The sequence below is a fragment of the Neobacillus sp. YX16 genome (assembly GCF_030123505.1).
GTDB lineage: Bacteria > Bacillota > Bacilli > Bacillales > Cytobacillaceae > Neobacillus.
This window is the reverse complement of record NZ_CP126115.1, coordinates 1104018-1126423: the sequence shown is the minus strand read 5'-3', so window position 1 is coordinate 1126423 and position 22406 is coordinate 1104018. Positions and strand designations below refer to the sequence as shown.

Below are 22406 nucleotides of genomic sequence, written 5' to 3'. Positions count from 1 at the left end.
GCTCCTCCTCAAAAAAAATAACACTAACGAATTATTCTTACTCTTATTGTAAGAAAATCTTTAGTGTTACCAATATAGGGGAACTCCCCCATCTCTCGAGGAAAAAACCCTTATTAATTTCATTTTAGACAAATCTTTGTCACATTTTACTAAGAAGGTATTTTTTCCGCCAAGAATATAGAAGCAAGATAATAAAAATACTGACCTGCAATAAAAAAACTAGGGCATCCCAAAAAAGCAGGCTTGTTGGCGGTTGAACAAATCCCGGGAGCAGCTTTTTAGCTGCATAAATTACCTCTGGAATATAATACATAAAATATAGGACAACCGTTAATATAATCCCTAATAAAAAGAAAAGGGAATAAATGAAAACCGTCTTTTTTTCTCCCGAAAAGACTACCTCTTCGGATGCTTTAGATTTTAGAAATGAAAACCTTTTTCTTATGGTTTGCTGAGCATTTTCCATTAGGTTGTAACAACCAGATACATTTTCAAAAACAAAATATAAATCAGTTTTCATATAAATACAAAATTGAAACGACATCCTCAAAACAATATCAAAAACAGCTAGGTTCATTAATCCATTGAGCAACCATTGGTCGTTTGGTACTATCAGTTGTAATATTAGAGTAATAAAGAGGAGAACTGTATCAAAACAAAGACCTGCTAAAAAAAGAACATTTCGGTCTTTAGGTGTTATTCTCCAAACAGATGACATATCTGTTAATAGAACAACAAAAAACATACGGTGGCCAATCTCTAGTTTAGTTGGGAGATTAAATGCTCTCATTGCCAAAACATGACCAAATTCATGGATTAGTACAAATAAGAACGTAAATACCATCCAAAATAGAACATTAACGACCATTAAATTAAAAACAAATATGTCCTCATGATGTGGGAATAATGAAGGATAAAGAATGAAAATGACGATATTCAGGATGAATAATGCCCAATATATAGGGTAGGTAACCTTATTAAAAAAGAATTTCCCGATTTTTGGTGAAATCCATAAAAATCCTAATTTTTCTTTTTGCTTTTCCTGCCTTTCAATTTTTGCACCATTAATACTATCGATCAAATGTAATTCAATTAGCTGTTCGGTAAAATTAATAAGGTCTACCTCTTCATAAGGATATTTAGCCTTTAGCCTCCGCTCAATCTCTCCTAGCTGCTCACCTTGATTAATCAATTGGATTGCATCAATACAAATTTCAGGCATTTCATAAAACTCACCTGAAACTTGATCTTCTATAATAAAACGTTTCTTTTCTTTTCGAATTTCAATAGGAACCAAAGACAAAGTGGAATTAAGTGATACACTCATTCAAACACCATCTCTAACTAGAATTTTTAAAATAAAAGAAGGATGCATAGCTTAAGCTAGCATCCCAAATTCTTAACCCTTTATTCCGATGAACGGGCACCACCAACAAGTTGTTTTTACCTTTTTAAGCTTACGGATTTTCATGACTTCATCTCCTTCTTTAATTCCCATTTTTCTGTCCAAGGATAATTCTTATGAAATTTGATCCATTCTGGATATATATTTTTAAAATTTTCCACAAGAGATGGATCAAATTGTGTACCCTTCCCCTCAATAATACGCTTATATGCTTCTTCAATCGGCATAGCTTCACGATAGGATCTTGAAGAAGTCATGGCATCGAAAGCATCAGCAATTGTAGAAACTCTTGCAAGTAAAGGAATTTCTTCTCCTTTTAATTGTTCAGGATACCCTTTTCCATCCCAGCGTTCATGGTGATATCGAATAACATGAATACTATCACTTATTCCTTCTACATTCTTAACAGCTTCAGCACCAACAACTGGGTGGGACTTTATTATTTCAAATTCCTCATTAGTGAGTTTACCAGGTTTCATTAAAATGTTATCAGGAATATTTACTTTTCCAATATCATGGAGTAAACATGCATAATAAAAAGATTTTTGTTCTTCCTTAGTAAACTTTCCAACTTCATTTGCTAAAACCAATGCATATTTTGCAACCCGTTCACTATGTCCCCTTGTATATGGATCTTTCAATTCTAATGTCGCAATTACCCCTTTTACAATTCCCTCTAATTGCTTATCATATGATGTACTAACAGCCCTAACATAGCCTTGAAAACGAACTAATAAGAAGAAAGACATACCAGATAATATAATCATGAGAATAATTGGCATAATTAGAAAGCTGGTATGTAATATGATAGCAGTAAGAATATATTTCACAGTAACCCCAATACTGACTAACCAGAAAAAACTGGTATTTAAAAATATTGGTAAAGATAATATAAAAAATACCTCTACGATATTTCCGCTAGTGTATGCTTCCCCATTTCCAATGTAAGAGACTATCCCAACAGGTAAGGAGATGAGCAAATAGCTGATTATAAACACATATTTTATTAAATAATCCTTTTTAACCTTGCTTAAATAAAATGCAACTGGAATGAAAATCAATAATACTATATAAATAAGGTACCAAAAGTTGCTAGGGAAACCAGGTTTACTATCCACTATATTTCCAGGAGCAATGAAATAGTAAAAAACATCATAACCTATTAAAATAATATATGATATTAAAAGAAACCATTTTACTGTTCGTTTTTCTTCATGCTGAATCATGTTATCCTCCAAGCATCCTTTAATTCACCTATCTTTTGCTATATAGGTCAAATAAATTTCCAAAAACAACTTAATAAATCCTAGGTTTTTACAAATTACATTCAATTTTACTATTCATCTAACATTATATCTTATTGGTTATTGGCTTGATATATATTATATTGATGATTTTTGTATAATTATAGAATTATTTTTTCCCAAAAACCTGAACTATCGGTATTGTTACAATAACCATTGTGCCATTTCCAACAATGCTTTTAAAAGTAATTTCACCTTGGTGGTCTTGTATAATTTGGTTAGATACCATTAATCCTAGGCCAGTTCCTTCTGTTTTAGTGGTATAGAATGGTTCACCTAAATTAGGAATTAGCCCATCATCTATTCCACATCCCTCATCTCGAATAGAAATTTCCATCTTGTTACCACCTAACACTCCAACTTTTATCATTACTCTACCACCATCAGGCATTGATTCAATAGCATTTTTTATTAAATTAATAAAAACTTGCTTCAACTGGTGAGAGTCACAATCTATTGGAGGCAAAGGTCCTGCAATCGTTGTTTCAATTGTTACCTTATTTCTCTCGGCTTGTTGTTGGGTTATCGATAGAGTATAAGCAATAATTTCTTCGATATTCGCCGTTACAAATTTGACTTCTTTTGGTTTGCCTAGATACATCAAATCATTAACAATAGAATTGATACGGTCGATTTCTTGGATCATAATTGGATAAAAATCATTTGTATTTGGGTATCTTTCCTGTTGCAGCTGAGTAAACCCTTTTAATGTTGAAAGGGGATTTCTTATCTCATGACCAATCGCAGCTGCCATTTGGCCTATTACGGCAAGCTTTTCATTCTGCCTAAGTTCTTCATGCACTTTAGTCAAAGAACCGATATAGGAATCAAATCGTATTAAGATAATAAAAGCGATAGCAGATAGAATTATATATATAACCATTGGAACTACAACTTGAACATCAAGTAATATAATGCCAAGAATTATATATTTTAGTACCATTCCGGCCGAAACAGTCCAAAAATACTTTTTGTTTATAAATATAGGTGAAAAAAGTATAAAGACAACTTCCGCAATATCTCCTGAAGCAAATGACTTGTCCGTCCCGTAATAAATCAATATATTATGGACAGTATCTACAACGATAAAGCTATAAATATATAGATACTTAACAATATAAGGATTCCCTTGTTTGATAAAGTAAATGGCTAGTGGAAATAACCCAAAAAGGATAATGTATATCCAAATACCCAATCCCTCTTGAGGTCTAGTTATTCCCCGGCCATAAATATTTGGGAAGATATAATAATAAATTAGTTCAAATGATATATAAAAAATATAAAATAACCCCAAAAATATTTTAGTTGCTTTCCTTTCTTCATAAAACAATTTGGAGGTGGTACTTCTATCTCTCATTTTGTAACTCCCTTAGGTACACATTATAAAAGGTGATTCAAATTATCTCCTACCATTTTACCACCTTTCCAAGAAAAATCCCTTTGTTTTTTTTTGGAAGTTCGATTCAATTCGACAAAATTCTTCCCAAACATTAAAAAATTTCCTTTTAACACATTTACAGCACTGAATTTGCTTGCTTCTTAATTCCTTTCTCTTTGTCCTTGACTTTGAATGTTTACACCTAGATACAAATTTTCCACAAAAATAACCCCGAACTATATTATAAAAGAATTAGTTATCCTAAATAAATCCTTTGTAATATAAAAAAAGCTAACCTACTTTTAGGTTGGCTAGCTTTACTTCTATATTTTTGCCATTTCATTTTTACCTTCTGGAAGAATCATGGTAACTTCTGTCCCAATACCTAGTTTGCTCTTATATGATACTTTTCCTTTCATTGTTTCGATAATTCTTAAGGACACAGATATACCAAGGCAAGTCCCCTTATCCTTTGTTGTATAGAACAAAGTCCCTATCCGAGAGATCTGTTCATGATTCATTCCCTTCCCTGTATCTGCAATATAGATATATGCATGATGGTCTATTTGCTTTAGGGTTATGGAAATAATCGTTAATAATTGACTCTGCACGCCCCAATTCACTTAATACAAGTGATAAATAATCGTAATTCTTCCCTTGCTCCTTCTCCTGCATAAGCTGTAAAAATCCTTTAACAACTTTATATTCCCTTATCGACTTTTGCCAGTAAATTTCCCGTAATAAACGTAGCATTTACGGTCTTCGTCAATTTCTCTTGAATCTAATGAGAATTCCAAAGCCTTTCCATTCTTATGAACGTAGATAAAATCCGAATGAAGTGTTGTTACTATCTCTTCATGTTCCCAAACATCTTTTTTCTCCACTACTCTAGATGAGGTTCCCATTAATTCTCTGACTTCAAAGCCTATGTGAGAATAGATAGTGTCCGAGGAATCATTGTGATAATTTTCTCTTTTTACATACATCACCGCTGTCCCATCAGGATCCATAGAAGTCGCACTAACTACAAAGGTTTCTTTGTCTTTTACGAAATATTCACAGGTCATTCTTGCTGTTGCTTCAACACGAGAAATATCTGGGTAATTATATATGGCAGGATAGTTTTTAAATTCATCATCCAATCGATATTCTAACCTCATTTTCCATCCCTCTTTCTTTTTCTTTTTATATTACCATTGTTTTCCTAAAATTTACTTTTATAATGGTATTATAACTCAAAAAGGAGGCTGTGAAGGTGAAGAAAACCCAATGGTTAATCACTGGTGTTCTTACTTCTCTTATGGCTGGAACCACCCTGGCCGGATGTTCTCAAGCACAGGACCTTCCCCCTGAACCAGACGACACTAACTGTTCAGATTGGGAATGGGATGACGAAGAAGGAGTCTGGCAATGTGATGATACTCGATCAAGTTACTATGGGCATTTCTTTTTAGCCGGAATGTTTTTCAGTAACAAATCAGCTTTGAGAAATTCATCTGCTTACAAGTCTTATAAATCCTCCTCTAGCTTTAAGGGCGGATTCGGCAGCGGCTCAAAAGGTGGATTTGGAGGTTAATCACATGTCCACTTACACAAAGGGCCGAAGTCAATTTTACTCAAAGTTTCCAGACTTTTGGTCAAACTTATATGGTGGAGAATACAGTTTATATCATGTATTCACCATGACAGAACATACCCAAACCCTCATAAAGGAAGCTACAGAACGTTTAGGAAGGGTTTTTTTTAAGACAGCTGGTCTCCTGCGAAGCCTTCAAGATGATCAGCTTCTTGAACTTGGTTTTCCTGCCGCGAGTCTTCCATTTCTCAGAATGAAGACCCTTTTTCCTGAATCAGTCATTTCACGATTTGATTTTGCTTTGACGAGTGACGGTTTAAAAATGCTTGAGTTTAATTCTGACACACCTACTTTTATCGTCGAATGTTTTCAAATCAACGGGAAGGTTTGTTCAGAATTTGGCTATCGTAATCCGAATGAAAATCAAGAACGCCTTCTATCGTCTGGCATTACAAAGGCTGTCCTTGAATCCTCAAAGGGACATGAAACTCCTAATGTTGTATTCACAGCACACAGTGATCATAGCGAGGATTGGAATACCACTGTTTATTTAAGTCAGTTATGTAAGGTTAAAAATCAAATCATTCCAATGTCAGAGCTTCGGATTACGGAGGAAGCACTTTTAGATACTAATGGAGTGCAGATTGATGTTTTATATAGGCAGACGTATCCTCTTGAACATCTGCTTGGGGACAGGGATCCCAAAACAGGCGATTTCGTGGGAATCGAATTACTACACCTTGCGAAGAAAGGGAAAATTTCTATTGTAAACCCTGTTTCAGCATTTCTTCTCCAACCCAAATCAATTCAATGCCTAATTTGGGGCTTAGCAGAAAAAGAAGGATTTTATACAAAGGAAGAACAGGAATGGATTAATAAATATATGCTGCCTACCTATCTTGAGCCCGATGCCTTTAGTGGTACAACAACCTATGTTCAAAAGCCATCTTTTGGCAGGGAAGGAGATACCATTACCATATGGGATGAACATACCAATGTAGACACCCAAAATGCCTTCCAAACTTACAAAAATGAGCTGCCAGTCTATCAATCGTATGTACCTCTTCCAGTGATTTCACTGGAAACGGAAAAGGGTATGGAGAAGTTATCGTATGTATTTGGATCTTTTCTTATTGCTGGGAAACCGAGCAGCATCGGAATAAGAGCAGGAGGAAAAATTACAGGAAATGAGTCATATTTCTTACCAGTCGGTATCAAAAAGGAGGAATTTAATTGTTAGATTTCTTGCTATATTTAGCTGTTTCTTTAGGACTATTACTTGTTGGATTATTTTTAATGGAAATCACTACAAAGGTAAAGGAATTCGCCTTAATGGCGAAAGGAAATAAAGCAGCCAGTTATGTCCTGGGTGGAAGGCTCCTCGGGCTTGCTATTGTTTTATATTCCGCACTTGCTAACTCCATTTCTTTATTAGATATGGTCATTTGGGGAGCTGTTGGAATCGCAGCACAGATTATTGTCTTCTATCTTACCGAGTGGCTCACACCTCGTCGATTTAACGTATCCCAGAGCATTGAAGAAGATAACCGTGCAGTCGGTCTTTTTCTCCTATTATTGTCCGTATCAATTGGAATAGTCATAGCAGGTTGTTTGACCTATTGAAAAAAACGCATCTTCTTAGATGCGTTTTTTTCATAGCTTTTGGTATGTATGTTTGTCACATATGACAAATAATCTAGCTTCCTTTGGGATGGGTTCATTCCATTTTTTGAGTATGTTCAAATCATTCCTGTCAGCTATTAGGTGAGCCCCTTTTTCTTTAAGTTGGTCATATGCAGTTCCATATGTTTTCCATTCAGGACTTACACTGACCTCCCAGAGATCACTCCCCCCATCTCCATCCTGTCTGCTTAGCAATTGTGTAAATAGATGGCTGGCTCCTTTCATTTGGGCTGATTTCGCCATCAGGTTCGAGACAGATCCATTTGATAAAATAAATTCATCAATCTTAACATGCTTGAAATTGTCCACGTGCTTTTCGTTGACGATTTCTGCAATGGTATAAATATTCTTTTCTGTTCCATCATCGTAGCGTTCTATCGAAGAAGCAGTTAAAAGAGTCTTGCCATCTACTAAATCAGGATTCGCTATCCCTTCTGCTGCAAACATTAATACAGCCTGTGAATTTTCAATTTTCGCCTTCCTCAAAGTCTCTACATCTGTCGGGCTTCCCTGAATATAATGAAATCGTTCATGCTCATAAGGAGTCCTTTCAAATTCATCAATCAACACGATATCGGTTTTTTCATCACATATTAATAGTTCATTTATCGTGCTTTTACTTTTAGCAGTCCAACCAATAATGACAAAATGATTTTCACCTTTATAGGACAATTTCCCTTCCTCCTTTCGTCTTTTATATTGTGTGATACCATCTACAATCACCCCTATTAACGTACCAAAAAGACCAATACCTATTGTATAAACAACAATCATCGCCCACGTTCTTCCTGCTTCTGTTGTTGGATATACATCTCCATAGCCGACCGTGGTCATCGTTGTTAGAATCCACCACACTGCATGTAAACTGCTTTCAAACGTCTTAGGTTCTATAAATCGAATAATTTCTGCATTTACGATAATAAAAAGCAAGGTAAAAAGAATTACTGTTCGATATCGGTATCGTGAGGCTGTGAGGAACAGTTTACGAAAAAAAAGCATTTTCCCCCTCCTTTCCTATTCATTATTATAATTTCTACTAATGATTCCTAATTTCCTTTTTTTGAAAGAAGGCACTATTAATACTCTCATTAAACTAATATATTGACATATCTTGTGACAGGGTGTAGTATTAGTAATTGTGCTTAACATTTATGTAACTTGTAATAGACGAGATAACGCAATGTAAGAATTTTTTCTGGCATTCTGCTTATGTTTTAAAAGTAAAACTTATTCACGCTGGATCGGCTTCGGAGCCGTAAGGATGTAAGAGAGGTAGGGCTTACATCGTTTAGGTATAAAACCATCAGGTGGAAGAGTAACCGCGGCAAATTGGTCTTTTAATACCATTTATTATATATTAAATTTTTACCTTGCGATGGCTGATATCAAAACAACCATTCACAAGTTACAATAGTGATCCCATTTGGATCAAAAGCAAAAGAAGGCAGAGGAAATTATTCCTCTGCCTTCGTCCAATTTTGAGGTGTTTTTTATATTTTAATATTCGTTTTAATGTGCCATTTATGAACGTGGCGGTTCTTAATTTTCAAGAAATTATTGTTCGACAGCTCCATTAGAGTTTATGTCTACTTTTATAGATACATTGATATCTGATTCAGCCAATGCTTCTCCCCAATTATTTTCCACCTTTTTATAATGGGTATATTGGTACGCACGGGCGTAAAGGCCAAGTCCAATAGGGTCAATTTTCTTTTTTTGGATTTTCTTCATGAGGTCCTCGATTTGTTTTTTCAACTCTTTTTCAATCATCTTCGTTAACTGATCATTATTTAGCTTATCTTCTGGAAATAAACGTTCTACAATATTGATGGTCATTTTAACATTAATATCAAAATGAAACTTATTCTGCTTATATCCAGATTTTATCTTCGTTTTTACTCGACCAGCAGCAAAACTTATCATATTTTTATGAAAGATATTTTTCTCATCTTCTTTTTGAAGAACTGGAATCGTTAGGGTGATTTCACGCCTCTTTTTATGCTGTAACATGAGTAGTAAAGTAGATTCAGGCACATTAAGAAATTGAGCGTATTTTCCTTTATCATCAAGAAGAGATATTCCTGTCAGCTCGATATTTTTTCCTATTTTCACTTCCGAAATAAAAGGGGTCATTGCCTTCTCGTATATCTCCCTGTGCAGTTCTTGCAGAGTACCTTTTACTGCTCTCGTTCGATCATAATTCTTATCAATCAGGGCTTTTAGATGTAAAGATAATTGTGGTTTCTCAGTTGGATGATGAAAGATTACCTCTGAAACAGGGCCATTAACCGTTACTACTCTTGTACTCATGGAAAACGTAGGATTTCGATATACAGTATCCAATATTGGAAACCAATCCCCATGCTGTAGGACACGTTTTCCCACTAATAATACTTGAATTTTCCCAGCGGTCACTTCTCCAGTTGTTAGAGCGTCAAAAAGTCTTCTTGAATCTCGTATTGTTCTTGCCTTTACTTCATATGATTCGACTCCTTTCTTTGCTCCTTCACTAAAAACTGGATTTATTTCATAAAAGACAAGGTTATTTTCTTCATCTAGATCAATACCAAGGATAAAGGCAAGTGTCATATCCTCTAAAGGGGCTTTCTTGCCACAGCTAGAAAGGAAGACGATAAGGAAAATCAAAAGAACCGCGTAATACCAACGTTTCATTTAAGAGCCCCCCTTTTTTATGCGAGAATAAAGCCAGAGATATCCCCATAAACATAGTGGAAAAGCATACCCAATTATTAAACTAATAGGTTCTACTCCTTTTTGAAGCTGTGTATTTCTACCAAAAGATTGCGGTAAGAAAAAAACATAGACTAGGTTAAGAAGTAATAACCATACTACATATTTACTGTGATCTTGGTTACCAAATAAATGAGTCGTACAAAATACAGTCGCAAAAAAGAGAGGCAGGACCGTCGTAGAGATCACAAATACATACAAAGATAAAAAGACAATTTCTAACCGTTCTAAAAATCTAAATTCAACTATTTTTAACAGATTAATGGTTGGTTCCTTATATTGGGTAATTTCGTCTGGACTATAAAATGCAAACGCAACGATCGTTACAATTATATATACGGCCAGCGTAAGTGTATTGGCAATGACGATTCCGAGGGACGCTTTTTGTTTATTTTGTAAAAAAGGATAAAGGAAAAAAGCAATTTCAAATCCTAAAAAGGAGAAAATCGTTGTTTTTGCTGCTGTAAGTATCGGTTTCCATCCTTCCTTAATAATAGGAAGCAGATGAAGCCAGTGAGCTTCTTTTAAAGGAGAGAAATAAAAGAAGAGCATCCATGTCGTCATAAAGAACACTAATTCAGCATATCTGCCTAATATCGTAATATTATTTCGAACAATCATGTAGCTGGGAATGGATAGGAGAAACAACAAGATAAACAAGTCTGTTTGTGGCAAAACCCAAAATTGAATAAACAGACCTTCTCTAATAAAAACGATAGAGCCTAAAAAAGCGAAATACAAAGCAAAAATAAACGCAGCGATTTTCCCAATCCATTTCCCAAAGTAATGAGTCACAAGATCAATAATCGTTCCATTAGGGTAATTCTTCATCACCTGAATAATGATTAAACTAGCTAGTGTAGAGAATAACCAGCCAATAATGAGGGAGATCCAACCATCTGTCCCTGCCTTTTCAGCTAATTCACGCGGCAGGGTTAAGAGGCCGACTCCAAGCTGGACACCATGAATTAAAAATATATATTGCATAAATGTAATTTGATTATGTGTATATTTCATCAATGTTCGTCACCCTCAGACCGATTAGACTTAGCCTTTAGCCTCTGAATGGCTCTAGTACTTTCAGGGCGCTTTACAATAGACCACTCTGGGAACCGAATAAAAAGATCCTTCCAATCTGGGAACCGTAATGGAGCTATCGGACTGCCATAAGGTGTGCCTAATGATTCGAGTGCAATAAAATGGGCCATTAATGTCATTAATCCAACTGCGATTCCAATGAACCCGAATAATGATGCTGCAAACATCATCGGGAATCGTAGCATCCGAATAGCTGCACCCATATCATAATTCGGAATAATAAAAGAGGCGATTGCGGTCAAAGCTACGACAATTACCATGATATTACTCACAATCCCTGCCTCTACTGCGGCTTGGCCAATAACGATACCACCGACGATTCCAACAGTTTGACCGATTTTGGCTGGCAGACGTATACCCGCTTCCCGCAGCATTTCTAAAGTGATTTCCATAACAATGGCTTCAATAAAAGGCGGAAATGGAACTCGTTCTCGAGAGGCACCTATGGATAAAAGCAGCTTTAAAGGAATGATTTCAAAGTGAAAGGCAATAACAGCAATATAGGTTGCCGGCAGAAATACGGCAACAATAAAACCAAAATATCTCATGAGGCGAATAAAGGATGCCACTAGCCACCGTGCCCCATAATCATCCATACTCTTGAAAAAAATTTCAAATGTTGCTGGTCCAATTAGGACATTAGGGGATCGGTCCACTATGGTCACGATTCTACCCTGTAAAATTTCCGCAGCTGCAAAATCAGGACGTTCCGTTAAAAATAATTGTGGAAACGGAGAATAGGGGTTGTCCTCAATATATTCTGCTAAGGAGGCTGAATTTAAAATACTGTCGACATCTATTTTGTTTAATCGATCTAGAAGCTCTTTTAATACTTCTGGTTTTGCAACATCGGCTAAATACATAATCGTAAGCTTCAAATTCCCTCTTGCACCAACGGTTATTTCCTTCATTTTCAACTCGCGGTTTTGAATATGGCGGCGAATTAAAGCAATATTAGTACTGCCAGTTTCAGTGAAACCTAGATGTTCTCCTCTTAAGGAAGACTCAATGGTCGTATCCTCAATTCCTCTTTGCGGCCATCCCTGGGTATCAAAGATGGATGCCTTATTCTCCTTATCAATAAATAAGACACTATTTCCTTGTAAAATCGCATTTTCAATTTCCTGCCACATGTTTTTTTCTTTTACATCACCGACTGATACCCGTACCTCAAAGTCTTTCTCCTCTTTATCTGCCTCAAATAAAAGTGGGCTTAGGATATGATTATTAATGGTTTTAGTATCTGTAAGACCGCTTAAATAAACGAGAGCTGCTGGGCTATTTGTTTGTTTTATGACAAAGTTCTTTACAACCAAATCAGGTGTCTCGCTAAAAATGTTCTGTATTTCCGCAATATTTTCCAATAACACTGGACTTATAAGTTTTATTGGGGGTTCATTGTCCTGTATTTGGAATGAACTTGGTTGTTTCTTTTTATTATGGTATTTTTGAAAAAAAAGCATAGAGGAAATCCCGCCTATTATGGAATAAGATAGGTTAGTTTGTATCTATATATGGAGGGATATTCAATATAAAACATTTTTTACCTTGTTGGTCCAACTAGGCTAAAATCGAGTAGGAGGGGGTGACTAACCTCCGACCTCTCACACCACCGTACGTACCGTTCGGTATACGGCGGTTCTATTAAGATTGACGTAAAGTTTCATAACGGTTATATAGACTTTTCAACCCTCGTTGACTCCAATATGAGTTATCGAGGGTTTTGTGTAATATTGGGCTACAGGCGATTCTCCAGTATTTCTTTCTGGAGTTGCCCCATTCGTGCGCCTTGTAACCAGGGACGCCTAAACCAATCAGTTTTCTAACTCTAGTTTTAGATTTCTTCCACTGTTTCCATTCGCACATTCTTAGCCTTCTTCTTATCCATTCATCAAATTCTTTGAATTTGCTTGGAGTGTCCGCTAAAGCGAAGTACCCGCACCATCCTGTAAGATAGCGGTTTAACATTTCAATTCTTACCTCAAGTGGGATAGGTTTTGACCGAGAGGTAATTTCTCGAATCTTCGTCTTAAAGCGTTTAATGCTTTGTTTCGCTATTCGCACCTTCGGTTCTTTATTAAATGTGAAACTGAAACCAAGAAATTTCCGTTTCCACGGACGGTCGATTGCCGACTTATCCCTGTTTACCTTCAATTTTAGTTTCTGCTCAATAATCGTCGTAATGGATTCCATCACACGTTCCCCTGCTTTTAATGACTTAACATAAATGTTGCAGTCATCCGCATAACGGACAAACTTATGCCCTCTGGCTTCCAATTCTTTATCTAATTTATCAAGAATTATGTTTGAAAGTAGTGGACTGAGAGGTCCCCCTTGCGGAGTACCTTCCTCCGTTGATTGTACGACCCCATTAAGCATTACACCTGATTGAAGGTATTTCCTGATTAGTTTGAGAAGAATGCGGTCTTCAATTCTCTTAGCGAGTATTCCCATCAGTATGTCATGATTAACCTTATCAAAGAATTTCTCTAAGTCCATATCAATTACCCAGCGGTAACCTTCTTTGATATAACCCTTTGCCTTTCTTACCGCATTATGGGCGCTCCTGTTAGGTCGGAAACCATAGCTGTTTTCAGAAAATGTTGGATCAAAGATTGAGGTTAATACTTGGGCGATTGCCTGTTGGATGAAACGGTCTGTCACAGTCGGTATGCCTAAAAGCCTTATCCCTCCGCCTGGTTTCGGGATTTCGACACGGCGAACAGGAGAAGGTTGATAGTTACCTGTTCTCAAAGTTTCCCGAAGGGAATCCCAGTTTTCATAGAGATGTCGTCGTAGGAATTTTACGGACATTCCATCTATGCCGTGACTTCCTTTGTTCTGCTCTACCCTTTTTAGGGCAGTTAAGAGATTTTCCCGTGATAGAATTAGTTCCATTAACATGATGTTATCCTTTCTACGTGAATGAAGGTTCTGTTTATGCCGACTTTTGCTCCACCCTCCTAGAGTCCCCAACGGATTCACCGCTTCCTCCTTTAGGTAGGTCCTTTCGGATTGTCTGTGTTCAATGCAATCACCGAATGTGCAGACTTCATTCTTTCTTAATAGTTCAGTCCTTCCCATTCTTTCTCGAGTAAGAATGGTACTATGACTTCTGCTGACTTCTGATTGTTCAGCTATCCATTGCTAGATAGTTTACCAAGTGTACTTGGCTTATCAATCAGATCTCCCCGGGTAAGAGTACAGTCTTTCCCTCCATCTATCTGCTTCATTTACTCTGTACCACCTTCGGCAGTAAGGACTTTGTTTTGTGTTGCAAACTCATCCAATGATACCTAGCCTTATATGAAGTTCGTGTTCCTCAGACCGGAGGTTTGCCGCTCGCTTCCTTCAGATTCCGCGTCACCGCGGACACCCTTGCGTTAGGCTAACCATTACTACTGCCTTCATGGTTCGGGACTTTCACCCTAGAGACTGCACCCATGCCGGGCGCACAACAAAGAAGGCAGAGGATTATCCTCTGCCTTCTTCCAATTCTATATAAATTTTAGATTTTCAAAGCCTTACTGCCTTTTATCCTACGAACCACTTGATTAATGACTTCTGAAAAAACAAGACCAAATGCGATTGAGCCTGAAAGTAACGTTACCTTTGCACCTAATGCCATAGCTTGAAAGTAATCATCCTCGACAAAATTCCTCATCGTATCATAGGCTAACCCACCTGGTACTAACGGAATGATTCCCGCAACGCTAAAAATAATAACAGGTGTTTTATAAAATTTAGCAAACTCTTGGCTGACTATTCCAACGAAAAGAGTGGCTAAAAGTGTAGCTAAAACAGAATCCCCAGTATACTTCTCTGAAAGATAATAGATAATCCATCCACCCATTCCAACAAGTCCACATTTTACTAACGTTTCCTTCGGTGCATTAAAGATGACTCCAAATGCGGCTGTTGCTATAAAGCTTGTGATCAATTGTCCAATGATATCCAACTTAATCCTCCATTCACAAAAATGATAAAACCACAGCAATTCCCGATCCAATTGCAAATGCAGTTAAGAGGGCTTCAGCACCTTTTGATAACCCTGACACCAAATGTCCTGCCATTAAATCCCTAACAGCATTGGTTACTAGGAGTCCTGGTACTAATGTCATTACCGACCCAATGATTATTTTATCTAACTGCTGACCTAACCCTGTTTTTACAAAGATGACCGCCAGTAACCCAATAATGAACGAGGCTAAAAACTCTGAGAAAAACTTAACTGGTATAAAACGATGAAAATATAAAAAACCGAAATAACCTAACCCTCCGGTTAACATCGAGGGGATAAAGTCTAACCATTCTCCCATAAACATAATCATAAAACAGCCACTGGCTATCGAGGCAGCTCCAACTTGAAACATAAAGGGGAAGGTTACATCCAATGCATTTAACTCTTTTAAATGAATAAGTGCCTCATCTAAATTGATTTCGCCACTCGTTATTCTTCGCGAAATACTATTTACCATAGCCACCTTTTTTAAATCAGTAGACCGTGTTGAAATACGAATTAACTTAGTTTTGGTTGGCTCTGCACCTTCAGCTGTAAAGATAATTCCAGTAGGCGTTACATAGCTATGAGAATTTTCAATTCCAAAAGCAGCTGCAATTCTCATCATGGTATCCTCAACTCGGTAGGTTTCTCCGCCGCTTTGGAGCATAATTTTTCCAGCAAGTAGACAAACATCCATTATTTCATATGTAAGTGTTTTTTCGTTTTCCATCTAAACTTCACCACAATTATTCTTTCTTTTATGATTTCCTAAGTTTAATCAAAACAACGCCTTTTATCAATAAAAAAACGCTCATAATAACTAATCTAATGCCAAAAGCTAATAGATATTATTATAACTATCATTTTTTTGAAATTTCGGTATTATTATATTTAGGAAAACGAAATATCTTACAGAGAGAGGTAAATAGCATGACTAAGTTGGAGATGGCGAAACGAAATATCTTAATCATGTGGTTTGCCAACTTCTTTGTTGCTGGAAGTATGACGATGGTTCTGCCGTTTATTTCGTTATACATAGAGACTTTTGGAAACTTTTCAGAGAAATATGTGCAGCATTGGTCAGGAATAACCTTTGCCGTAACATTTGTATCAGCTTTTATCTTCTCACCGATTTGGGGGAAAATTGGAGATCGTTATGGTAGAAAAAAAATCCTTATTATTTGTGGAATTGGAATGGGATGCTCGATATTCCTTATGGGCTATGTCCAATCCGTTTGGCAGCTTTTCCTCTTGCGGCTTTTGATGGGATTCTTCACAGGATTTATTCCAATGTCACAAGCTTTTATTTCCACACAAACACCGAAGGAAATAGCCGGACGTGTCCTTGGAACCTTACAAACAGGCAGTATCACGGGTTCTCTCCTAGGTCCGATGCTTGGCGGGGTTTTAGCAGATGCACTAGGTTACTCCTTGACCTTTAAGTGGACGTCCATTGCGATTATTGTTTCCGGTCTGCTTGTTTTTGCAACTAAGGAGTATGTGATTGAAGCGATAAAAGGCACTAAATCACATTATTCCAGTAAGGAAGTTTTAGCACATATTGTTAAGAATCCAGTATTGTTAACTGTTTTACTTATCTCTTCACTCGTGCAAATTGCCCACTTTAGTATACAGCCGATTCTATCTTTATTCGTCAGTGAGCTGCATGGTCATACAAACATCGCTTTTTATTCCGGAATCGCCTTCTCTGCAGCTGGATTAGGAAATCTGCTGATGTCGAGAAATTGGGGGAAGATTGCGGATAAGCACGGTTATATAAAAATTCTTGTCATCCTGCTTTTTGTCTCAGGAATCATTTACCTTCCAGGTGCTGCAGTTACTGAGTTCTGGGAATTGGTTATTGTCCGCTTTGCCCTAGGAATAGCAATAGGAGGAATCATCCCTGTTCGCATTGCCTACATTCGTCAAGAGGCACCCATAGCCATGCAAGGTGAAGTCCTAGGCTATAATACTAGCTTGCGGTTCCTTGGAAATATCATCGGTCCGATGTTAGGTGGATTTATCTCTGGATATTTAGGATTTTCCGCCGTGTTTATTAGCACAAGTGCATTATTGATACTAAGCGGAATCATCTTGTTTATCTCCATGCACCGTCATCCGAAGCTTGTTAAACATATAGCTTAGCAAAAAAAGCAGGAAACCCTGCTTTTTTTATTTGCTTATATTATTTTTTGATTTGGAAAAGTCTATATCTTGATAATAACTGTTCTTTACTAAAATGTTCGGACCCAGACAGGAAACAGCAGGACAATGACAACTCAATTCCTTAGAAATAGCAGAGGACTGCCAATTTTCATATGCATCCGTTAGTTTGGTATCTTGAATATTACCTAGTGGCGGGGTATCACCAAAATCAGTAACGATAATATCTCCATTAAAAATGTTTACATTTAGACGGGACCTGCCATCGGGATCATTTCTTACTGTTACATTTTTACTTTGAAAGAGCCTGTCTAAAAGCTCTAAATCCTCTGGTTTTTGGCTGCATGCATAAAACGGCAGTGTCCCAAAAAGCATCCATACCTCTTCATCTCGAACATCTAGCAAATGGTGAATGGCTTCTCTTATCTCATTAAGTGTTAACGTTTCAAGATTACTAGCAAAATCACTTGGATACATAGGGTGAATCTCATGTCGCTGGCAGTTCATTTCATCAACAATTTGGCGATGGATTTTTTCTAAATGGGGAAATGTTCGCTTATTGAGCATGGTTTCTGCGGAAACCATCACTCCAGCCTTCACTAGCTCCCGGCTATTTTCTATCATTCTCTCAAAATACTTTTCTCGTTGTTTGTAATCTGGCTTGCGCTCCATTCTTGCAAATCCGCCCTCAACGAAATCATCTACAGTTCCCCAGTTATGTGAAATATGTAAAACATCTAGATATGGAATAATTAACTCATAGCGTGCTAAATCAAGTGTTAAATTTGAATTCATTTGCGTCCGGACTCCGCGTTCATGAGCATATTTTAATAAAGGCACCACATAATTCTTGATAGAGGAAAGAGAAAGCATAGGTTCTCCGCCCGTAATACTAAGTGCATTTAGTGTTTGAATTTCATCTAACCTACTCAAAAGTAAATCAAGTGGAAGCGCATCCGGGTCTTTGGGTTGAAGGGTGTACCCTACTGCACAATGTTCACAGCGCATATTACATAGTGTTGTACTCGTGAATTCAATATTGGTAAGCTCGGGCTTCCCGTATTGCTTTATATCATTATATGCTTCCCAAGGGTCATTTTCAGGGGTTATTTTTTTCAAGTAGGACATCGTAAACTCCTTACATTCATTATTAGAAAAACCACTTCATTATAGCTGAAATAGTATTTTTTTGCCTAGTATTAACTACTCTCCCTTTTTACAAAACTTATGAAACCAACCCATTTATTATACATAATTTAGTACCTATACAAAGAAACTATAGGGATGAATCGAAAATTATGGATGGTGCAATTATGGAGAGACAGCCCTTAGGCGAGGTAGAAAAATTAGCCTTAAAAAAGGTGAAAATCTTTAGGCAAAGCCTATTACGTTACATTTTAAGGTCAATGCTTGCCAGTATGTTTATCGGATTTGGTGTAATTGTTGCTTTTAAAACGGGAAACTACTTTTATTTAGAACATTCCCCTTGGGCTTATCCGATGGCCGCACTCACCTTTGGAGCGGCAATTATATTAATCGCTTACGCTGGTGGTGATTTGTTTACGGGTAATACATTCTATTACACCTATGCTGCACTGCGGCGAAAAATGGCTTGGCTAGAAGTTACCAAACTGTGGATAAGTAGCTATTTTGGAAATATTTTAGGAGCAGCGGTCTTCGCCTTTATCATTTTTACCACGGGACTTTATGAAGAATCGTCGGTTAATGGTTTTTTATTAAGCGTAGTAGAAAAGAAAATGCAGGTTCCTACGATGGAGCTGCTTTTTAGAGCAATCCTTTGTAATTGGCTGGTTTGCTTAGCCTTTTTTATTCCTCTTGGTCTAAAAGGAGACGGACCGAAAATGTTTTCGATGATCCTTTTTGTGTTCTGCTTTTTTATTTCCGGATATGAACATAGTATCGCCAATATGTGTACCTTCGCTATAGCCTTAGTTTTGAATCATCCTGGGACGATCTCATGGGGAGGAGTCATTCATAATCTAATTCCGGTAACCATAGGCAATTTATTTGGCGGCAGCATTTTAATGGCGTGGATGTATTACTTTGTAAATAAACCTTTTTTAGATGAACCTGAAGAATAAAAACAGCCGTGTGCTTGTTATACGGCTGTTTTTATCGACAAATTCCCGGGAAATAATCCGGCAGACGACAAATAGTATGAATATTCTAAATAGTAATACATTATTTATTTTTGCTTAAAAAATAAAGATAAGATTTAACCATGAAATAGCTTACTTCTTCAGGCAATAAATCCTTGATTGGTTTTAAACGGGAACGCCCAGCCTCTTCCACCGCTTTTTGAAGCATTGGAATATACTCCGCAGGAATGAGCTTAGAAAAATCAACTTCCATTCCTTGCTGAGCACATTGGATTAGATGGCTTTCAACCGTGCTTAGTGCTAGCTCGCGTTTTTCTGCTATTTGTTCGATTGATAAGTTTTGCTGATGTAGCTGTAAGGTTTCTAAATGGGAATCACCAACAGCTTTTTTAACGGCTTTTTTAGGTGCTGCAGCTTTTCCCTCCTCCGGCTGGCGCTCTGGATGGGCTTCACAAAACTGACGAATGGCCTGTATAAATTCAAGTCCATATTTCTGCAATTTAAGTTCCCCGACTCCACTGACTCCTAAAAAGTCTTCGCTTGTTCTTGGAAGCTTTGCACACATGTCCTTTAAAGCAGCATCAGAAAAAATAACAAATGGAGGTACATTTTCTCTTTCCGCAATCGTTCTTCTTACTTCTCGTAATGTTTCGAATAGTGGGTCATCCTTTGAAATTTCTCTGACTTTAACGGTTTCTCTGCGATGAACTTTTTCCTTTCCAAGGAGAATATCTTTCCCTTTTGGAGATACATATAATGTTGGAAATTGTCCTTGTTCAATCGCAATTAATTCTTGTGAGATCAAGAACTCGATAAAATCACTGACTTCTTTTGAACCTTTTTCCTTCATAATTCCATAGGTAGTCAGCTTGTCAAAACCCATCTCGGTTACTTTTTTATTTCTTGAGCCTGTTAATACTTGAGCAGTAAGCGTTTTTCCAAATCGCTGTCCCATCCGGATCATACATGACATTACCATTTGGGCTTCTTTTGTTACATCAATGCTAGTACGTGAATCAAGACAATTACCGCAACGTCCACATGACTCTGTCTCTATTTCCCCAAAATATTTTAAAATAAATTCCTGCAGACAATTTTCGGTATGGCAATAATCAACCATCTGTTGTAACTTTTCCAGCTCCTGATTAATCCGCGTTCGATCGCTGGATTGATCAATTAAGAAGCGCTGAACCTGTACATCCTGCGAGGAATAAAGCAGGATACATTCACTTTCCAGACCATCACGTCCTGCACGGCCTGCCTCTTGATAGTAACTCTCCATATTTTTCGGAAGTTGGAAATGAAGGACATACCGGATGTTGGATTTGTCGATTCCCATTCCAAAGGCTGAGGTTGCGACCATAACGGAGGCTTCATCTTTTAAAAAGCGATCCTGCTCACGTATACGCTCCGCATCCCCCATCCCGGCATGATACCTTGCAACATTGATATTTTCTTTCTTCAGCCTTTCGTAAAGCTGGTCAACGTTCTTCCGGGTGGCTGCATAAATAATGCCAGCTTCCTTTTCGTTCTTTCTTATATAATCTCTTAGATAATGAAGTCTGTCTTGACCTTTAATCACAGCAAAGGAAAGATTCTCTCGTTCAAAACCAGTTATGATTGAATTCTCTTCATCAATGTCGAGTGTTTCACAGATATCCTCTCGAACCCTTGGTGTCGCTGTTGCAGTAAGCGCCAATACATTTGGTTTTTGCGGAAGACTGTAGACCATTTGCTTGATATGGCGGTAGCTTGGACGGAAATCATGCCCCCATTGTGAGATACAATGTGCTTCATCCACCGCAACTAATGGAATGTCCATTTGTTTCAGATCCTCGATAAATTCATGGGATTCTAATCGTTCGGGTGCTATATATAGGAGCTTGTACATTCCTTGCTTGGCTTCTCTGATTCGTTCGTTTGCTTCATTGTAACTTAGAGAGCTATTGATAAAAGTTGCAGGAATTCCTACCTGAACGAGGGCATCAACTTGATCCTTCATAAGTGAGATTAACGGGGATATAACAATCGTGGTACCTGGTAAAACAAGTGCAGGAATTTGAAAACAAATTGATTTCCCTCCGCCGGTTGGCATAACACAAATCGTATTTTCTCCAGCTAAAACGGATTGGATGGCACGCTCCTGCCCATTTCGAAAGGATGAATAACCAAAATGCGATTCTAATAATCGTTGAGCTTTTTCAAATAACAAAACGTCTCCCCCTTCTGCTAAATAACCTTATTACATTATACCTTTTTTCAGATGTATCTGAGAGTAATTTCTGTTATGTGAGAGTTAATTTCGTTATCGAGAGTATTTTCTGCTATGCGCGAGTGAATATTGTTATCCGTAAGTATTTTCTGCCATCCGCATGTATTTTCCGCCATCCGCCAGTATTTTCTGCCATTCGCAAGTATTTTCTGCCATTCGCAAGTATTTTCCGCTATCCGCCAGTATTTTCCGCTATCCGCCAGTATTTCTCGCTATCCGCCAGTATTTCTCGCTATCCGCCAGTATTTTCCGCCATCCGCCAGTATTTCTCGCCATCCGCCAGTATTTCTCGCCATCCGCCAGTATTTCTCGCCATCCGCCAGTATTTCTCGCCATCCGCCAGTATTTCTCGCCATCCGCCAGTATTTCTCGCCATCCGCCAGTATTTCTCGCCATCCGCCAGTATTTCTCGCCATCCGCCAGTATTTCTCGCCATCCGCCAGTATTTCTCGCCATCCGCCAGTATTTCTCGCCATCCGCCAGTATTTCTCGCCATCCGCCAGTATTTCTCGCCATCCGCCAGTATTTCTCGCCATCCGCCAGTATTTCTCGCCATCCGCCAGTATTTCTCGCCATCCGCCAGTATTTCTCGCCATCCGCCAGTATTTCTCGCCATCCGCCAGTAATGTATAAAGAAGCTGCCGTACTCACTC

The 22406-nt window shown here is 37.6% G+C and carries 20 protein-coding genes; 6 read left to right on the top strand and 14 right to left on the bottom strand.

The features are described from left to right. Positions 1-139 precede the first annotated feature (139 nt). The 5 genes from QNH48_RS05495 to QNH48_RS05475 form a co-directional block, all read right to left on the bottom strand. Positions 140-1303 (bottom strand): zinc metalloprotease, encoded by a 1164-nt coding sequence (locus tag QNH48_RS05495; protein ID WP_283954110.1) that lies wholly within the window; start codon positions 1301-1303, stop codon positions 140-142. A gap of 164 nt (positions 1304-1467) precedes the next feature. After that, a complete protein-coding gene (locus tag QNH48_RS05490; RefSeq protein ID WP_283954109.1) occupies positions 1468-2631 on the bottom strand; it encodes an HD-GYP domain-containing protein in 1164 nt (387 codons plus the stop codon). 187 nt (positions 2632-2818) lie between these two features. After that, the gene (locus QNH48_RS05485; protein WP_283954108.1) at positions 2819-4066 is read right to left on the bottom strand and encodes an ATP-binding protein; all 1248 of its coding nucleotides are present in this window, start codon (positions 4064-4066) and stop codon (positions 2819-2821) included. A 344-nt stretch (positions 4067-4410) separates the two neighbouring features. Next, positions 4411-4710, bottom strand: coding sequence for an ATP-binding protein (locus QNH48_RS05480; protein WP_283954107.1), 300 nt, complete (start codon positions 4708-4710; stop codon positions 4411-4413). Positions 4711-4797: 87 nt separating this feature from the next. Then, entirely contained in the window at positions 4798-5247 is a 450-nt protein-coding gene (locus QNH48_RS05475; RefSeq protein WP_283954106.1) for a hypothetical protein, read from the bottom strand. Positions 5248-5387: 140 nt separating this feature from the next. Between QNH48_RS05475 and QNH48_RS05470 the strand changes: the two genes are divergently transcribed. From QNH48_RS05470 to QNH48_RS05460, 3 genes are read left to right on the top strand one after another with little or no spacing between them, the layout of a single operon-like run. Next, positions 5388-5663 carry a hypothetical protein gene (locus tag QNH48_RS05470; RefSeq protein ID WP_373558155.1) on the top strand — a complete coding sequence of 92 codons (276 nt, stop codon included), beginning with the start codon at positions 5388-5390 and terminating at the stop codon, positions 5661-5663. Positions 5664-5667: 4 nt separating this feature from the next. Then, on the top strand, positions 5668-6903 hold the full coding sequence (locus QNH48_RS05465) for a glutathionylspermidine synthase family protein (RefSeq protein WP_283954105.1): 1236 nt from the start codon (positions 5668-5670) through the stop codon (positions 6901-6903). Next, positions 6897-7286, top strand: a complete 390-nt coding sequence (locus QNH48_RS05460) for a DUF350 domain-containing protein (protein WP_095249970.1) — start codon at positions 6897-6899, stop codon at positions 7284-7286. Before QNH48_RS05465 ends, QNH48_RS05460 begins: the two co-directional genes overlap by 7 nt. 30 nt (positions 7287-7316) lie before the next feature. On the opposite strand, the gene QNH48_RS05455 is transcribed toward QNH48_RS05460, so the two are convergent. The 7 genes from QNH48_RS05455 to QNH48_RS05425 form a co-directional block, all read right to left on the bottom strand. After that, positions 7317-8345 (bottom strand): ion channel, encoded by a 1029-nt coding sequence (locus tag QNH48_RS05455; protein WP_283954104.1) that lies wholly within the window; start codon positions 8343-8345, stop codon positions 7317-7319. Between the two features lie 555 nt (positions 8346-8900). Next, the gene (locus tag QNH48_RS05450; protein ID WP_283954103.1) at positions 8901-10019 is read right to left on the bottom strand and encodes a Ger(x)C family spore germination protein; all 1119 of its coding nucleotides are present in this window, start codon (positions 10017-10019) and stop codon (positions 8901-8903) included. Further along, positions 10020-11114 (bottom strand): GerAB/ArcD/ProY family transporter, encoded by a 1095-nt coding sequence (locus QNH48_RS05445; protein ID WP_283955691.1) that lies wholly within the window; start codon positions 11112-11114, stop codon positions 10020-10022. Further along, on the bottom strand, positions 11114-12658 hold the full coding sequence (locus QNH48_RS05440; RefSeq protein ID WP_283954102.1) for a spore germination protein: 1545 nt from the start codon (positions 12656-12658) through the stop codon (positions 11114-11116). Before QNH48_RS05440 ends, QNH48_RS05445 begins: the two co-directional genes overlap by 1 nt. Positions 12659-12839: 181 nt before the next feature. Further along, positions 12840-14099, bottom strand: a complete 1260-nt coding sequence (ltrA, locus tag QNH48_RS05435; RefSeq protein ID WP_283955690.1) for a group II intron reverse transcriptase/maturase — start codon at positions 14097-14099, stop codon at positions 12840-12842. A gap of 604 nt (positions 14100-14703) precedes the next feature. Next, positions 14704-15153 carry a threonine/serine exporter family protein gene (locus QNH48_RS05430; RefSeq protein WP_283954101.1) on the bottom strand — a complete coding sequence of 150 codons (450 nt, stop codon included), beginning with the start codon at positions 15151-15153 and terminating at the stop codon, positions 14704-14706. A 13-nt stretch (positions 15154-15166) separates the two neighbouring features. After that, positions 15167-15928 carry a threonine/serine exporter family protein gene (locus QNH48_RS05425; RefSeq protein ID WP_283954100.1) on the bottom strand — a complete coding sequence of 254 codons (762 nt, stop codon included), beginning with the start codon at positions 15926-15928 and terminating at the stop codon, positions 15167-15169. A 200-nt stretch (positions 15929-16128) separates the two neighbouring features. On the opposite strand from QNH48_RS05425, the gene QNH48_RS05420 reads away from it, so the two are divergent. Next, on the top strand, positions 16129-17343 hold the full coding sequence (locus QNH48_RS05420; protein WP_283954099.1) for an MFS transporter: 1215 nt from the start codon (positions 16129-16131) through the stop codon (positions 17341-17343). Positions 17344-17370: 27 nt separating this feature from the next. On the opposite strand, the gene yfkAB is transcribed toward QNH48_RS05420, so the two are convergent. Beyond that, positions 17371-18489 (bottom strand): radical SAM/CxCxxxxC motif protein YfkAB, encoded by a 1119-nt coding sequence (gene yfkAB, locus QNH48_RS05415; RefSeq protein ID WP_283954098.1) that lies wholly within the window; start codon positions 18487-18489, stop codon positions 17371-17373. A gap of 185 nt (positions 18490-18674) precedes the next feature. Between yfkAB and QNH48_RS05410 the strand changes: the two genes are divergently transcribed. Beyond that, positions 18675-19463, top strand: a complete 789-nt coding sequence (locus QNH48_RS05410) for a formate/nitrite transporter family protein (protein ID WP_283955689.1) — start codon at positions 18675-18677, stop codon at positions 19461-19463. Positions 19464-19563: 100 nt separating this feature from the next. On the opposite strand, the gene recQ is transcribed toward QNH48_RS05410, so the two are convergent. Further along, a complete protein-coding gene (recQ, locus tag QNH48_RS05405) occupies positions 19564-21693 on the bottom strand; it encodes a DNA helicase RecQ (protein ID WP_283954097.1) in 2130 nt (709 codons plus the stop codon). A gap of 122 nt (positions 21694-21815) precedes the next feature. Between recQ and QNH48_RS05400 the strand changes: the two genes are divergently transcribed. Continuing rightward, positions 21816-22379, top strand: coding sequence for a hypothetical protein (locus QNH48_RS05400; protein ID WP_283954096.1), 564 nt, complete (start codon positions 21816-21818; stop codon positions 22377-22379). Positions 22380-22406 lie beyond the last annotated feature (27 nt).